The sequence below is a fragment of the Pseudomonas sp. URIL14HWK12:I5 genome (assembly GCF_900176445.1).
Taxonomy (GTDB): domain Bacteria; phylum Pseudomonadota; class Gammaproteobacteria; order Pseudomonadales; family Pseudomonadaceae; genus Aquipseudomonas; species Aquipseudomonas monteilii.
The window spans coordinates 190,769-206,456 of sequence record NZ_FWXQ01000002.1; the positions used below are offsets into that span (position 1 = coordinate 190,769).

At 64.6% G+C, this 15,688-nt stretch carries 10 protein-coding genes; 2 read left to right on the forward strand and 8 right to left on the reverse strand.

Features of this window, described 5'->3' with window-relative positions; translation table 11 throughout:
• Window positions 1–45: 45 nt before the first annotated feature.
• From B9A31_RS05365 to B9A31_RS27235, 8 genes are all read right to left on the reverse strand, one after another.
• A complete protein-coding gene (locus B9A31_RS05365; RefSeq protein ID WP_019096700.1) occupies window positions 46–1,122 on the reverse strand; it encodes an autotransporter domain-containing protein in 1,077 nt (358 codons plus the stop codon).
• Between the two features lie 346 nt (window positions 1,123–1,468).
• Window positions 1,469–3,622 carry a glycogen debranching protein GlgX gene (gene glgX / locus B9A31_RS05370; protein WP_019096701.1) on the reverse strand — a complete coding sequence of 718 codons (2,154 nt, stop codon included), beginning with the start codon at window positions 3,620–3,622 and terminating at the stop codon, window positions 1,469–1,471.
• A gap of 152 nt (window positions 3,623–3,774) precedes the next feature.
• The gene (locus tag B9A31_RS05375) at window positions 3,775–4,056 is read right to left on the reverse strand and encodes a DUF2934 domain-containing protein (RefSeq protein WP_371059035.1); all 282 of its coding nucleotides are present in this window, start codon (window positions 4,054–4,056) and stop codon (window positions 3,775–3,777) included.
• A 17-nt stretch (window positions 4,057–4,073) separates the two neighbouring features.
• Window positions 4,074–6,848, reverse strand: a complete 2,775-nt coding sequence (locus B9A31_RS05380) for a malto-oligosyltrehalose synthase (RefSeq protein WP_084296721.1) — start codon at window positions 6,846–6,848, stop codon at window positions 4,074–4,076.
• Window positions 6,845–8,914, reverse strand: a complete 2,070-nt coding sequence (gene malQ / locus B9A31_RS05385; RefSeq protein WP_025753436.1) for a 4-alpha-glucanotransferase — start codon at window positions 8,912–8,914, stop codon at window positions 6,845–6,847. The genes B9A31_RS05380 and malQ overlap by 4 nt, the downstream gene beginning before the upstream one ends.
• Window positions 8,911–10,653, reverse strand: a complete 1,743-nt coding sequence (treZ, locus tag B9A31_RS05390; RefSeq protein WP_084296722.1) for a malto-oligosyltrehalose trehalohydrolase — start codon at window positions 10,651–10,653, stop codon at window positions 8,911–8,913. Before treZ ends, malQ begins: the two co-directional genes overlap by 4 nt.
• Before the next feature lie 14 nt (window positions 10,654–10,667).
• Window positions 10,668–12,227 (reverse strand): glycogen synthase GlgA, encoded by a 1,560-nt coding sequence (gene glgA / locus B9A31_RS05395; protein WP_019096703.1) that lies wholly within the window; start codon window positions 12,225–12,227, stop codon window positions 10,668–10,670.
• Window positions 12,228–12,791: 564 nt separating this feature from the next.
• On the reverse strand, window positions 12,792–12,959 hold the full coding sequence (locus tag B9A31_RS27235; RefSeq protein ID WP_019096704.1) for a DUF6026 family protein: 168 nt from the start codon (window positions 12,957–12,959) through the stop codon (window positions 12,792–12,794).
• Between the two features lie 204 nt (window positions 12,960–13,163).
• On the opposite strand from B9A31_RS27235, the gene gnd reads away from it, so the two are divergent.
• Both gnd and zwf read left to right on the forward strand, forming a co-directional pair.
• The gene (gnd, locus tag B9A31_RS05400; RefSeq protein WP_019096705.1) at window positions 13,164–14,147 is read left to right on the forward strand and encodes a phosphogluconate dehydrogenase (NAD(+)-dependent, decarboxylating); all 984 of its coding nucleotides are present in this window, start codon (window positions 13,164–13,166) and stop codon (window positions 14,145–14,147) included.
• Window positions 14,144–15,640: a glucose-6-phosphate dehydrogenase gene (gene zwf, locus B9A31_RS05405; RefSeq protein ID WP_027608782.1), complete on the forward strand. Its 1,497-nt coding sequence runs from the start codon at window positions 14,144–14,146 to the stop codon at window positions 15,638–15,640. The genes gnd and zwf overlap by 4 nt, the downstream gene beginning before the upstream one ends.
• Window positions 15,641–15,688 lie beyond the last annotated feature (48 nt).

Sequence of the window (15,688 nt, forward strand, 5' to 3'; positions counted from 1 at the left end):
GTACTGGCCCTTTCGCAGGCATGCCCGCGAAAGGGCCGGGCCTGCCTACCACCGCATCCGCACCCCAAGGCTACCAATCAACCCGTTCAGGTCATTGTCATCCACATCGCTGCTGTAATCTGCACTCACAAACAAGGCCACCGAAGGCGTCACCCGCGCCACCAGCCCCAACCCCAATTCCACCGTGGTCGAGTAGCGCGAGCTGGAGATCTTGTCGACCTGGTCCAGCTTCACCTCGTCGGCATTGCTGAAGTCATACCACACGTTGGTCCGCACATAGGGTTCGATCGGCATGCCGCGCACTTCGTAACGCCCGGACAATTTCGCACCCACCCGGCCACTCCAGCTCGGCTGGCTGTCAAAGGCCTGCAGGGTTTCTTCCTGCACCTGGTTCCCGGGGAAGAACTGTTGGTTGATCAACTGTGCCTGGGGTTCGATCACCCAGTTGCCGCCCAGGCGAATCGGGTAACCACCTTCCACCGAAAAGGTCATCGCGTGGCCGTTGTCGTCCACGCGCTGGCCGTTTTCGCCACGCCCCAGCACATCGATGCGCGAGCCCATGGCCACGGCGTCCAGGTGCCAGCCCTGTTCATGGGTCATGCTCCAGTAAACGCCCAGGCTTTCCCCGCTCAGGTTCACCGCATTGCGCTGCTTGTCGCCCAACAGTGGGCGCATGCCGTTGAAGCTGCTTTGCAGGTTGTTGTGCCCCACGAAAATCCCTGCGCGGTGCACATTACCCGCAGCCGTTTCACGCACGAACAGGTCCGGGCCGATCATCAGTTGCTGGCTGGGCGCCTCAAGCTGCTCCGGGGGTTGTGCGCCGTTGCGCGAGGTGCTCGGGAAAAACTGCGCCCACTGGCTGGCAACCAGGTCCGGTGCCGCCTGCCCGTGGCGTTCGCTCATCTTCTGTGAAAAGGCATTCAGCGTGCCGATGCTCAGGCCACTGGCGCTGACCGGGTCAAGCGACAGCTGCGGCACCGCAGCCTGCTGCAAAAAGCCGGGCGAGGTGGGGTCTCCCTGCAATTCGTACGCGAACGTTTCCACCGGGGTTGCCAGAAGCAGCGACGTGGAAACCGCGTAGAAAATGCTGTCGAAGCGCAAGGGGTTCGAGGTGCATTTCATGGCGGATCTCCTTTGTTTTTGAGAGTTACAGCCCGAGGACCTGGCCTGTTGTCACGAGCTGTACGGCAAAAACAGGGGGCGACCCAAACCAGCACGCCAGCCTTCGCAAGCGCGCACAAAGGCGCGAGCTAGAGGCCCGGCGCGAGATCTTTACTGCTAGATAATCTTCAGCTAAGGAGACGACGCCGCTTGCGTCAAGAAAGCGTGAAAGAACTGTTCACGCTTCGTGGTTGGGCTCAAACCCTTGATTTTTTGAGCAAAGAAGTAGGGCATAGCCGGGTTAGCTATTTGCCGCGCCCCGGCTATGACGAATGATTGCTAGCGCTCACCTGCACTGCCAGGTGATTCAGTCTTCCTCGTGCTGCAACACCATCAGCAGCATCGACCGCCCTTTGACCTCGAACGTGCTGTCGAACTGCAAGTGCTGCCCCTTGCGCAGCTCCGGCCGGTCGGTATCGACCAGGCAGCTCCAGTATTCGCCCTCGGGCACTGCCGGCAACTTGAACGGCACGATGTCATGGTGAGCATTGACGATCAGCAATACCGTGGCCTCGGCACCGGGCCGGGCAATACCGCTGACCTGCGCACGGCCGTCGATGAGCATGCCCAGGCAACGCCCGTGCGGATCTTCCCACTGCTCCACGCTCATTTCGCTGCCATCGGGCGCCAGCCAAGTCACGTCCTTGACCCCGATGGCCTCATTGTAGTCGCCTACCAGAAAGCGCGAGCGGCGCAGCACCGGGTAGGCCAGGCGCAGGCGGGTGAGGCGTTTGACGAAGGCCAGCAGCTCCTCGCCGTCCTGGTCCAGGTCCCAGTTCACCCAGCCGATCTCGCTGTCCTGGCAGTAGGCGTTGTTGTTGCCGTGCTGGGTACGGCTGAACTCGTCGCCGGCAACGATCATCGGCGTGCCTTGGGCCAGCAGCAAGGTGGCGAAGTAGTTGCGCATCTGGCGCATGCGCAAGGCATTGATGCCCGGGTCGTCGGTCGGCCCTTCCACGCCGCAGTTCCACGACAGGTTGTTGTCGGTGCCGTCCTGATTGTTCTCGTCGTTGTCTTCGTTGTGCTTGTGGTTGTACGACACCAGGTCGCGCAGGGTGAAACCATCGTGGGCGGTGACGAAGTTGACCGAGGCATACGGGCGCCGGCCACGGTTGTTGAACATATCGCCCGAGGCGGTCATGCGCGAGGCAAAGTCGGCCAGCTGGCCTTCGTCGCCTTTCCAGAACGCCCGCACGGTGTCGCGGAAGCGGTCGTTCCATTCGGCCCAGCCCGGAGCGAAATTGCCCACCTGATAGCCGCCGGGGCCGCAGTCCCAAGGTTCGGCAATCAGCTTGACCTGGCTCAGCATCGGGTCTTGTCGGCAGGCAACGAGGAAACCGTGGCGCTCGCTGTAGCCTTCGCGGTAACGGCCCAGGATGGTTGCCAGGTCGAAGCGGAAGCCATCCACATGCATTTCGCCGGCCCAGTAGCGCAGCGAGTCGGTGACCAGTTGCAACACGCAGGGGTGGCTCAGGTCCAGGGTGTTGCCGGTGCCGGAATCGTTGATGTAGTAGCGCTTGTCGTCCGGCATCAGGCGGTAGTACGAGGCGTTGTCGATGCCGCGCATCGACAGGGTGGGGCCACGCTCGTTACCTTCGGCGGTGTGGTTGTAGACCACGTCCAGAATCACCTCCAGCCCGGCGTCGTGCAGGTGCGCGACCATTTCCTTGAACTCGGCGATCTTGCCGCTGGCCAGGTAGCGCGGGTGGGGGGCGAAGAAGGCGATGCTGTTGTAGCCCCAGTAGTTGTTCAGGCCTTTGTCCAGCAGGTGCTGGTCGTTGACGAAGGCGTGGATTGGCAGCAACTCGATGCTGGAAACGCCCAGTTCCTTGATGTGCTTGAGCAACTCGTCATTGGCCAGGCCAGCAAAGGTGCCACGTAGCTCTTCCGGTACGGCCGGGTGGCGCATGCTGATGCCGCGGGTGTGCGCTTCGTAGATGATGGTGCGTTCCCAGGGGATGAGCACGCGCTGGTCGCGGCCCCAGGTGAACGCGGGGTCGATCACCTTGCATTTGGGCACGAAGGGCGCGCTGTCGCGTTCGTCGAACGACAGGTCGCCGTCGGGGTGGCCGATGGTGTAGCCGAACAGCGCCTCGGACCATTTCAGGCTGCCGACCAGCTGCTTGGCGTAGGGGTCGATCAGCAGTTTGTTGGGGTTGAAGCGGTGGCCGTTCTCTGGCTCGTAGGGGCCGTATACCCGGTAGCCATACACAAGCCCGGGGTGAGCGTCGGGCAAGTAGCCGTGGTAGATCTCGTCAGTGTACTCGGGCAGTTCAATGCGCTCGATTTCCTGTTCGCCGGTGGAGTCGAACAGGCACAGCTCGACCTTGGTGGCGTTGGCCGAGAACAGGGCGAAATTCACCCCAAGGCCATCCCAGGTGGCGCCAAGGGGGAAGGGCAGGCCTTCGCGGATGCGCGATGGGGCAACTGAGCGGGTTTTCTTTGGGGTGCGAGGGCTCATGGCAATCCTCAGGGGCCTTGGTGGAAGGGGAATTGTTTAGTCCTGCACCGGCCTCTTCGCGGGCTTGCCCGCTCCCACAGTACCTCCACAGCGCAGGAGGTTGATGCTGTACGTGTGGGAGCGGGCGAGCCCGCGAGGAGGCCGGTGCAGGCTTAACCGGCAGCCGGTTTTTTCGCCGCCCGGGGCTTTTTCGCCGCAGCGGGTTTGACGCCCGGAAGGGCAGCTACCTTGGGGTCGGCAGGCGCTTTGGGCTCAGCTGCTACCTTGGGCTTGGCCGGCGCCCGCTTGCGCGGCTCCGCCTTCGGTGCCAGTGCCTCAGCCTCGGCTAGCTTGCGGGCCATGTCCCAGTGGCGCTCTTCCTCGCCTACAGGCTTACCCTCGGACTCCCAGATCTGGTAGGCGAATTCGCGAATACGTTTTTCATCGACACTCATCATGACGCTCCTGATGCTCAAGATTGTTGTATCAACAGGTTGACCGGAAACTCTGCCAGCACAGCGCTCAACATCAGCTCCCTAGAAGGGCTGACCGCCGCACAGGGGAAAAGTCCCGTCGAGTTGGCAGGCGACAAGGCAAACGGCAGTACCAGCCGGGTGTCGTCCCAGTTCTGCGCCGGGATCAACGGGGTTGCAGCGCCGCCCAGCAGGCCACTGGTCAGGCGTGGGGCGACGACGATGGCGCGTTCGCCTTCACCCAGACGGGCAAAGGCGATCACATGGTCTGCATGCCGGCCTTGCACCGTCAGCGGCAGGTAGGCGCCGCGGCGGAACAGGTCGGCGTGGGCCTGGCGGCAGTCCAGTAGCCGGGCGATCAAGGCCTGCTTGATACGGCCGTCGCGCCAGTGTGCCAGCAGCTCAGTGGTGGGCGTTGCATCGTCCAGAGTGGCCCGCCTGCAAGCGTAGTCCACGGCGCGGCGGTTGTCCGGATCGACCAGGCTGAAGTCCCAGTATTCGTTGCCCTGGTACAGGTCGGGTACGCCGGGCGTGGTCATGCGTAGCAAGGCCTGCACCAGGCCATTGAGGGCGCCGGGGCAGGCCAGCAGTTGCGCGGCATCGGCCACGGATTTGCGCAGCTGCTGGTTCTCGTTGTCCAGCAACAGGCTGTCGATGTAGCGGGCACAGGCACTTTCGTAGCCTTCGTTCGGGGCGCTCCAGCTGCTGCGCAACTTGGCTTCGCGCAGGGCTTTCTGCTGCCACTGGCGAATGCGCTCCGCATACTGGCGCAGGGCATTGCCATCGTGGAGGTCGAGGTCCAGCGGCCAGCTGCCGAGCAGGGTTTGCAGCAACATCAGTTCGTCGCCGGGGCTGGGGGCCTGACCATCTTCCAGCTGCGTACGTAGCGGTTCGGCCAGCTCGCGCCAATGTTCTACCCGGCTGGCCAGCCACGGGCCACGCTCGCTGAGCACGGCCAGGCGTGCGCGGGTGTCTTCGCCGCGCTTGTGGTCGTGCGTGGCGGTGGCCAGCAGGTTGTCGGGGAAGTCGCGCAGGCGCCGTTGGGCTTCGTTGTGGAAGTGCATGGGCGAGGCGCTGAAACGTTCGGCCTCGAAGCCGACGTCGTTGCGCGACAGCAGCCGGGCACTGCGGTAGAAGGCGGTGTCCTCCACGGCTTTGGCAGCACTGGGTGCGGTCAGCTGCTGGAAGCGCACGCAGGCGTGACGCAACTGTTTACGGGCGCGGCCCGGTGGCAGGTGCCGCCAGCCTTGCCCGCCCAGCCATTGCTCAAGCTGCTCCAGCAGCGGCCAGTCGGCTTCGCCCAGGTCCTGCCGGGCATTGGCCAACGCTTGCTGGAAAAACCCTTCGTCTTCAGCCGGGCGCCCACAGGCGTTGAAGTAGGTGCGGTACACCGGGTAATGCGCCACCAGTGCCTGCAGGGCCCGGCGAATCGCACCCAGGGTCAGGTCGCGGGTCATCAGGTCGTTGCGGGCAACCTGCAATAGCGCTTGGGCCACCGATTCGCAGTCCCCTGCCAGGCTGGCGTTGAGCACCAGGTGGCGCGCCTGACGCACTTCTTCAGGGAAGTCCGGGCGCTCGGTCACGTTGGCCCACAGTTCCGTCAGCGGCGTTTCGCCGGTCGGGTCGTGTTGCAGCAGCGAGACCTGGTTCATGAACTCGTAGCCGGTGGTGCCGTCGGTGAGCCAGTCGCGGTGCAGGTGTTCGTTGGCGCCGAGGATTTTCTCCACGTAGATCGGGAAGTGCTCCAGGGCAGCCTGCAAAGGCCGGCGTGCCAACAGGCCATCGACGCGCCGGCGCAGCTTGCGGCAGTAGCCACGTGGGTCGGCAAGGCCGTCGATATGGTCGATGCGCAGGCCGTCCACCAGGCCGCGTTCGATCAGTTCGAACAGCTTGGCGTGGGTGGCCTCGAACACCGCCGCGCGCTCCACCCGCAGCCCGCCCAGCTCGTTGATGTCGAAAAAGCGCCGCCAGTTGATGTCGTCGGCGGCGGTGCGCCAGCTGGCCAGGCGGTAGGTCTGGCGCTCCAGCAGCAGGTGCAGGCGCTTGAAGCCGACCTCGCTGCGGCTGTCGAACGCCAGCAGGGCCGAGTCGAAGTCGGCGCCCTCGCGTGCCAGGCGGGCCAGCTCGGCTTGCAGCGGGAGGGCATCGGCAAGCGGCGTGGCCGAGTCGCTCAAGGCGGTGAAGTGCTCGGCCAGGGCTTTCAGGGCCGGCTCCGGGCTGAGCGCCAGGATCCAGCCATAGTCGACCGGGCAGATCGGGAAGCGGTGCTCGTAATGCGCCACTTGCAGCAGGCCGTGATGCTTGTCGAATTCCAGCGGTATCTCGCCATGCTTCAAGGCCACGCCATAGTCGCTGCCCAGGAACGGCAGCAGCAGTTGCCCGGCCAGCAGCGGGTCGCTGGAATGCCACTGGATGTCGAAGAATTCTGCATACGGGCTGCGCCGGCCCCAGGCCAGCACGCTCTGCCACCAGGGGTTGTCGGCGCCGCCCACAGCCATGTGGTTGGACACCGTGTCGAGGATCAGCCCCATGCCATGCTGGCGCAGCGCGGCGACCAGCCGCTCCAGTGCCGCCTCGCCGCCCAGCTCGGGGTTGACGCAGGTCGGGTCGACCACGTCGTAGCCATGGCGCGAGCCAGCACGGGCTTTGAGGATGGGCGATGCATACAGGTGGCTGATGCCCAACTGGGCGAAGTACGGCACCAGCGGCACGGCATGGTCAAGGGTGAAGTCGCTGTGAAATTGCAGGCGCAGGGTCGCGGTCAGCGGCTTCATTGGTCACGCTCCCAGGCCTGTTCGCGGGCTTGGGCCAGCAATTCCAGGCGGCGTGCGGCATCTTCGTCATCGAGCAGATCGCGCACTGGCAAGGCGAAGCGCCGGCGCCAGTTGGGATGCCCGGCGGTGGTGCCCGGCAGGTTGGGCTGCTCGTCACAGCCGAGGAGGTCTTCCAAAGGCACCAGCACCAGTGGTGCGCGGGTATGGCCGACGTAGCGGATGGCGGCATCGATCAGCGCGTCGTTGTCCTTCAACGCACCGTAGTTGGCTTCCAGGGTGCGGCGCAGGCCGTCGTGCTCTTTCTGGCGGTCGTGGCGCCAGTGCAATTCGGTGGCGGCATCGATCAGCTGCAAGCGGTGGCTCCAGTCGATGTCGCGGTTTTCCAGCCAGCCGGCCAGGGGCGCCAGGTCGTGTGTGCCGGTGGTGGCCAGCGCGTTTTCCGGCCAGTCGAGAATCGGCTTGAACTGGCCGGGCTGGGTTTGCTCGAAGGGCAGCACGCGCATGCCCAGCACGGCTTTCTCTGCCAGGGTTTCGCGCAGGCCATCGGGCACGGTGCCCAGGTCTTCGCCGAGAATGATCGCCTGGTGGCGCACCGACTCCAGCGCCAGCAGGCGCAGCAGGTCGTCCAGTGGGTAGTTGAGGTAGGCACCTTCACTGGGCTTGGCGCCCTGTGGGATCAGCCACAGCCGGCGCAGGCCCATCACATGGTCGATGCGCAGCCCGCCCGCGTGGGCGAGGTTGGCCCGCAGCATTTCGATGAAGGCGCGGTAGCCATTGCGCTTGAGGCCTTCGGGCGAGAACGCGCAGATGCCCCAGTCCTGCCCGGCGCGGTTGAGGATGTCGGGCGGCGCACCCACCTTGAGGCCCGCCAGCAGTTCGTCCTGGCGGCTCCAGGCCTGGCTGCCGGCACCGTCGGCACCCACGGCCAGGTCGGCGATCAGGCCAACGCTCATGCCGTTGCTGCGGGCGGCTTCCTGCGCTCGCTGCAGGCCCCGTTCGGTCAGCCATTGGCAAAAGGCATGGAACTCGACCTTGGCCGGGTAGGCGTTGGCAAAGGCTTCAACTTCAGGGTGGTACGGGTCGTGCCAGGCCTTGGGCCAGTTGCGCCAGTCGGCGCCCAGGCCATGCTCTACCGCCTGTGCTTGCAGTACCTCGAAGCGGCAGTGGTGCTCAAGCGCCTGGCCGCCGGCTTCGCGGAAGCTGTCGAAATCCGCGCGCAGTGGATGGTTGCCCTGGCTAAAGCCTTGGTACAGCGCTTCGAGCAGGCGCAGTCGGGCGCTGGCGGCGCGTGGCCAATCGACCAGTGAGCGTTGTTCCAGCTCTTCCAGTTGCTGCTCCAGGCCGCAGGCTTCGATGGCCATGCGCACCTCCCGTTCACCCAGCAGCGCAGCGGGGCTGGCGTACAGGGTGTTGAGCAGCAGGCGGCTGGAGGGCGAGTAGGGGCTGTAGTGCTCCTGGTCGATGGCCGACAGGGCGTGGATCGGGCTGATGGCCAAGGCATCGGCGCCGCGTTCGGCAGCGGACCGGGCCAGTTGTTCCAGGGCCAGGCAATCGCCGTAGCCGCCGTCGCCGGGGCGGCGCAGGCTGTACAGCTGCACGGCCAGGCCCCAGCAGCGCGGCGGGGGTTGCGGCACCTTGTCTTCCAGGCTGTGACAGCGCGGCGGTGCCACGGCCACGGTGAAGCGGCGGCTGTCGATTTCAACGTGGTGGTAGCCGATGGGTAGCTCGCCGGGCAGGCGCGCCTGATCGTCGAGGCTGAGGGTACGCGAGGTGTGGTCTTCCAGGGTGCAGTGCGCGACGCTGGCCGCACTGAAGTAGCGTGCCAGCGCCAGTGGCTGGCCAAGGTCGGCGGTCAGCAGTGGTGGCAGGTGCTCGCTGTCTTCTGCTGCCTCCACAGCGCGCAGGCTGGCGGCAATCGCGGTGTCATCGGCGGCGGGGTGGCCCAGGCCTTCCAGAATATTGCGCAGCACTTCATCACTGACGCGCTGGGGCCGGGCGTTGGCGTCGACCCAGTCGCGGCTCAGCCCGACGCGGTTTGCCAAGCGGTGCAGGGCGGTTTCGCTCATGGACGCTCCAGATCAGGGGGAAGCAGGCTGACCACACAGCTGTAGGCCGCCAGTTGGCTATCGGGGTGTCGGGTGTCGCTGCTGTCGAACAGCCGAGTGGAGGCTGCGGGTAATTCGATGGACTGCGGTGTGTCGCCCAGGTTCAGGTCGATACGCAGGGTGTTGCCATCGCCCAGGCGCCAGCGTGCGGTCAGCGCCTTTTCGCCGTGCACCTCGGTGCCCAGTGAACGGCTACCGGGCAGGTGCGGGATGACATGGCGGTGGCGCAGGTCGAGCAGTTGCTGGTACAGGCCGTGCCAGCCGGCGATCACTTCCTTGTTTTGCGGGCGTGACGCTTCGAAGGTCTGTTCGGCGTTGGGGTCGGGAATGCGTGCGCGTTGCTCGGGGTCGGCGAACGCGTTGAAGTGAGCGAATTCGCCGCGCCGGCCTTCGCGCACGGCGTCAGCCAGCTGATCATGAAAGTCGGTGAAAAACAGGAACGGCCGGCAGCTGCCATCGTCATCGCCCATGAACAGCAGCGGGATCATCGGTGCCAACAGCAGCAGGCCAGTGGCCGCCCGCAAGGCCGGCGGCGGGCACAGGCGGGTCAGGCGTTCGCCCAAGGCGCGGTTGCCGACCTGGTCGTGGTTCTGCAGGAACAACACAAAGGCACTGGGCGCCAGGTGCCCGCTGGGTTCACCGCGTGGCGTGCCATGGCGGTTGGCCTGGCCCTGGAACACGAAGCCTTCGGCCAGGCAGCGCGCCAGCTGGTCGATGGGGCGTTGCTGGTAATCGGCGTAGTAGCCTTCGGTTTCGCCGGTCAGCAGCACATGCAGGGCATTGTGGCCGTCGTCGTTCCACTGGGCGTCGAAGCCCTGCTCAAGCAGGCCGGCCTGGTTGTGCTCGTTCTCCAGCACCAGCCACACCTGGCGGCCAGGTTCCACGGCGGCGCGCACGCGTTGCGCCAGCTCGATCAGGAAATCGGGCTGGTCGATGGCATGCACGGCATCCAGGCGCAGGCCATCGCAACGGTAATCGCACAGCCACATCAGGGCGTTCTGGATGAAGTACTCGCGCACCTGCGGGCGGCGGAAGTCGATGGCGGCGCCCCAGGGCGTCTGCCGGTCTTCGCGGAAGAACGGGCTGGCGTACTGGTGCAGGTAATTGCCGTCGGGGCCGAAGTGGTTGTACACCACGTCCACCAGCACCATCAGCCCCAGGCCGTGGGCCTGGTCGACCAGTGCACACAGCTGCTCGGGGGTGCCGTAGGTGTTTTGTGGCGCGAACGGCAGCACGCCGTCGTACCCCCAGTTGCGCTCGCCGGGGAACTGCCCCAGCGGCATCAGCTCAATGGCACTGATGCCCAGCTCGGCCAAGCGTGGCAACTGTCGGGCAACCCCGGTGTAACCCTCGAGCAGGCCGACATGCAGCTCCTGGATAACCGCTTCGTGCCAGGGGCGACCTTGCCACGGGTGTTGCCAGGCGTAACCGGCCACATCCACCACCTGGCTCGGCCCCTGTACTCCTTCAGGCTGGTAGCGCGAGGCCGGGTCGGCAACCCGCAGTTCGCCGTCGATGCGGTAGTGGTAACGGTCACCGGCCTGACACGGTGCAACGCCGGTGTACCAGCCATCTTCATCCGGCAGCAGCGCGATGGCCGGCTGCTGCTCCAGTTCCACGCTCACGCTGCGCGCATCGGGTGCCCAGAGGGCGAAGCGCGCCGACGTGGCGTCCAGCAAGTGTGCGCCATGCCTGTGCATCTTCTGACCCTCGCTCAGTAATGGCTCAACTGTGCCTGCTTGACCAGGTCCTCGTAGAGGCGGGCGTAGGGTTCCACCGCCTGGCACCAGTTGAACGGCTGAGTCATCGACAGGCAGCGCATGGCGTTCAGCAGGTCCTTCTTGCCGTACACATAGAAGGCGCGGCTGAGTGCCTGGCGGTAGCTCTCGACGGTGGACTCGTTGAACAGGAAGCCGGTAACGCCACACTCGATGGTGTCGGCCAGCCCGCCAGTGTTGCGCGCCACCGGCAGCGAGCCGAAGCGCTGTGCATACATCTGGCTGAGGCCACACGGCTCGTAGCGCGACGGCATCAGCAAGAAGTCGCTGCCGGCGAACATGCGCCGGGCGTCGGTTTCGTTGAAGCCGATGCGCACGCCGATGCGGCCCGGGTGGCGCAGCGCCAGCTCGCGCATGGCCTGTTCCTCTTCGGGCTCGCCACGGCCGATGATCGCAATCTGCCCGCCTTGCTCGACGATGTAGTCGGCCACGCCCAAAGTCAGGTCCAGGCCTTTCTGGTAGACCAGCCGCGATACCACGGCGAACAGCGGACCGTCAGAATCCTCCAGGCCGAACAGCTCGCGCACTTCATGGGCGTTACGCGCCTTGCCTTCCCAGTCGTTGATGCTGAAGTTGTGCTGCAGGTGCTTGTCGGTGGCCGAGTCCCAGCTTTCATCGATACCGTTGGGAATACCCCCGAGCAGACCTTGCTGGGCCTTGCTGGCGAGGAAGCCGTCAAGGCCGCAGCCAAATTCGGGTGTGGTGATTTCCCGGGCATAGGTGGCGCTGACCGTGGTGATGTGGCTGGAGTAGGCCAGGCCCGCCTTGAGGAACGACAGCTTGCCGTAGAACTCCATGCCTTCCTGCTGCATGGCGTGGTCGGGAATCGCCAGCTCCGGGCTGCATCCCCGGCTGTACACACCCTGGTAGGCCAGGTTGTGAATGGTGAACAGGGTAGGCGTGCTTAGCCCGCGCCAGTGCATGTAGGCCGGGGCCAGGCCGGCGGGCCAGTCATGGGCGTGCACCACTTCGGGTGTCCAGTGGATCTTGCCTTCGCCTGCGGCGATTTCGGCCGCAGCCAGGCCCAGGCGGGCGAAGCGGATGTGGTTGTCGGGCCAGTCGCGGCCATTGTTGGCACCATAGGGCGTGCCGTCGCGCTGGTACAGTTCGGGGCAGATCAGCACATAGATCACCAGGCCGTCGGCCATGTCCATGCGCCCGATCTTGCACGGCGGCAGTGCCGCGTGGCCGCCCAGTTCACCGACGATGTGGATGGGGTTGTCGCTATCCATCACCTGGCGGTAGCCGGGGATCAGCACCCGCACATCGTGCAGGTGCGCCAGGGCGCGGGGCAGGGCGGCAGATACGTCACCCAAGCCACCGGTTTTCACCAGGTCGGCGATTTCCGACGTCACGAACAGGATCTTGCGCTTGTTGGGGTTGTGCTGGCGCTGGGCGCCGGGTGCCGTGCCTGTCTTGGCGAAGTCCGGGGTTAGCGGCTCGCGGTTGTCCGGGTTGAATGAATCTACGTGAGGCTCGACAGCGGCACTGATCATACTTCTCTCCGTCCCTATGCTTTGGCCGGGTGCTGGCACCCGTGGCGATATATCGTGTGAGTTCTCTCTAATTCGGATCTGCGTAGTGCGTTCCATGCCCCTGAGTCGTGCGCGCAGGCACTGCGCTGTCGGCATTCCGGCCGCAGGCGAGTGGACTGGTTGGGGTGGGTGGGCCGTGGCTGGGAGTGCCCCATCCGTTTGGCCTACTTAATTCCTGACCTACCGGCTTTCCTTAAAGTTCGACTTTTTTACGTCACTCTTCCCTTGAGCAAATGGCGGGCCGAAAACCGAGTGTAGGAGAGAACGCGATAAAAATGTGACCCACTGGTCATTAATGTGAGGTGCGAAATAGACGCAAACGTTGGCGTATGTGGCTGGATGTGAAAAGGTTTGCCCGAGGCGTTTTGCGGGTGCGCCAAATTGTGGCTGGAATGGGAGCTTGCACCATAGTGGGGCGATGGAAGGGTGTTTGCGTCTTTGCCAGTGACCCGCGTAGGGGCCTGACCTGGAAAAGTAGAGTCAGCAGGTGGGAGCCCTACAGCCCCCACTGAGAGGAAGGAAAGATCAGAGGCTGACGGCCTTGCCGTCGGTACGCGCTTGCGCCAGCAGCAGGTTCAGTTGGGCGACCTGCTGGCGCAGCTGGTCACATTCGTCTTTCAGTTTACGCAGCTCATCACGGCGCACGGAGACATAGAGTGTCTGGGTTGGGGTTGCAGGCATCAAGGTACCCATGAGCACACCTCGCGGTTTTGGCTGGTGACAAGTCAAAGCGTAGACGCTTCACGCGGGGCGCATTCTGAATTCTTTTGCAGGGCTTGGGAACTTTTTTGTTTATCGTGGTCTCGCCGTTCGTCGCTGAACCCTCATGCGGTACGCTGGACTAATCTGGAAAGCTGGACTGTGTCGTCAACCATTTCGTAAGGGGAGCATCGGCTCATGCAACTGGGAATCGTCGGGCTGGGCCGCATGGGCGGCAATATCGCAAGGCGCCTGATGCGCGCCGGCCACCGCACCGTGGTACACGACCGCAACCGAGAGGCCATCACCGGGCTGGAAGGCGAGGGTGCTCAAGGCGCACACGACCTCGGTGCGCTGGTACAAAAACTGAAAGCGCCGCGCGCAGTGTGGGTCATGCTGCCGGCCGGCGAGCCGACCGAGCAGACCATCGCCCAGCTGGCCGAACTGCTGGAGCCGGGCGATGCGATCATCGACGGCGGCAACACCTTCTACAAGGACGACATGCGCCGCGCCGCTGAACTGGCCAAGCGCGGCCTGCATTACCTGGACGTGGGCACCTCCGGCGGTGTGTGGGGCCTGGACCGTGGCTACTGCATGATGATCGGTGGTGAAAAGGACGTGTTCGAGCGCCTGGAGCCTTTGTTCAAGGCGTTGGCGCCGGGCGTGGGCGACATCCCGCGTACTCATGGCCGCAGCGGTGAGCATCAGCGTGCCGAACACGGGTATATCCACGCCGGCCCACCTGGCGCCGGGCACTACGTGAAAATGGTGCACAACGGCATCGAATACGGCCTGATGCAGGCCTACGCCGAAGGCTTCGACCTGTTGCGCAGCAAAGGCGGCAACGAGCTGCCCGAAGAACAGCGCTTCGACCTGAACGTGGCCGAGATCGCTGAAGTGTGGCGGCGCGGCAGCGTGGTCACTTCGTGGTTGCTCGACCTCACCGCCGATGCCTTGGTCGCCGACCCGCAGCTGTCGCAGTTCAGCGGCTCGGTGTCCGACAGTGGCGAGGGCCGTTGGACCATCGACGCCGCTGTGGAACAGGCAGTGCCGGTGCCGGTTTTGTCCAGCGCGCTGTTCGCCCGCTTCCGCTCGCGCCAGCAACAGGGCACCTACGGTGACAAGATCCTCTCGGCCATGCGCCTGGGCTTTGGTGGCCATGTCGAGAAGAAAGCCGAATGACCAAACAGACCATTCCTGCTGCACCGCCTTGCACCCTGTTTCTGTTCGGCGCCAATGGCGACCTGGTCAAGCGCCTGCTGATGCCGGCGCTTTACAACCTTAGCCGCGACGGTTTGCTGGACCGCAACCTGCGCATTGTCGGCGTCGACCATAATCCGGCCAGCGCCGAGGATTTTGCCGCGCGCCTGCATGCGTTCATGGTCGAGCGGGACAAGGGCACGGCCAAATGCCTGGACGAGAAACTGTGGGCCCGCCTGGCCAAGCGCCTGGATTACCAGACTGGCGATTTCCTTGACCCGGCGACCTACCAGGCCATCGCCAAGCGTATCGAGAAGACCAGCCACGGCAATGCGATCTTCTACCTGGCAACCTCGCCGCGCTTCTTCCCCGAAGTAGCCCAGCGCCTGGGGCAGGCCGGGTTGCTCGACGAGTCTGCAGGGGGCTTTCGCCGTGTGGTGGTCGAAAAGCCGTTCGGCACCGACCTGGCCAGCGCCGAGGCGCTCAACGCCTGCCTGCTGAAGGTGATGGGCGAGCGGCAGATTTACCGCATCGATCATTACCTGGGCAAAGAAACGGTGCAGAACATTCTGGTCAGCCGTTTTTCCAATGGCTTGTTCGAATCGTTCTGGAACAACCACTACATCGACCATGTGCAGATCACCGCTGCGGAAACCGTCGGCGTCGAAACCCGGGGCGCGTTCTACGACAGCACCGGGGCCTTGCGCGACATGGTCCCCAACCACTTGTTCCAGTTGCTGGCGATGGTAGCCATGGAGCCACCCGCAGCGTTCGGCGCCGATGCCGTGCGCAGTGAAAAGGCCAAGGTGGTCGGCGCCATCCGCCCGTGGTCGGCGAAAATGGCCCTGAAAAACTCCGTGCGCGGCCAGTACGTCGCCGGCAAGCAGGGGCGCAAGCCGCTGCCCGGCTACCGCCAGGAGGCCAACGTCGCTGCCGACAGCCAGACCGAAACCTTCGTGGCACTGAAGGTCATGATCGACAACTGGCGCTGGGCTGGCGTGCCATTCTACCTGCGTACCGGCAAGCGCATGAGCGTGCGCGATACGGAAATCGCCATCTGCTTCAAGCCCGCGCCCTATGCGCAGTTTCGCGAGTCGGAGCTGGAGCGCCCCAAGCCCAACTACCTGAAAATCCAGATTCAGCCCAACGAAGGCATGTGGTTCGACCTGCAGGCCAAGCGGCCGGGGCCGGAGCTGGTGATGGAGAACGTCGAGCTGGGCTTTGCCTACAAGGACTTCTTCAAGATGACCCCGGCGACCGGCTACGAGACCTTGATCTACGACTGCCTGACCGGTGATCAGACCCTGTTTCAGCGCGCCGACAACATCGAGAACGGTTGGCGCGCGGTGCAGCCGTTTCTCGATGCCTGGGCGCAGGATGGCGAGGTGCATGAGTACCCGGCGGGTGAAGATGGGCCCGAGGCTGGCAATGAACTGCTGGCGCGGGACAAGCGCGAGTGGCATCGGCTGGGGTGAGGTTCTTGTTATGCCTGTGCTGGCCCTTTCGCGGGCGAGCCCGCGAAA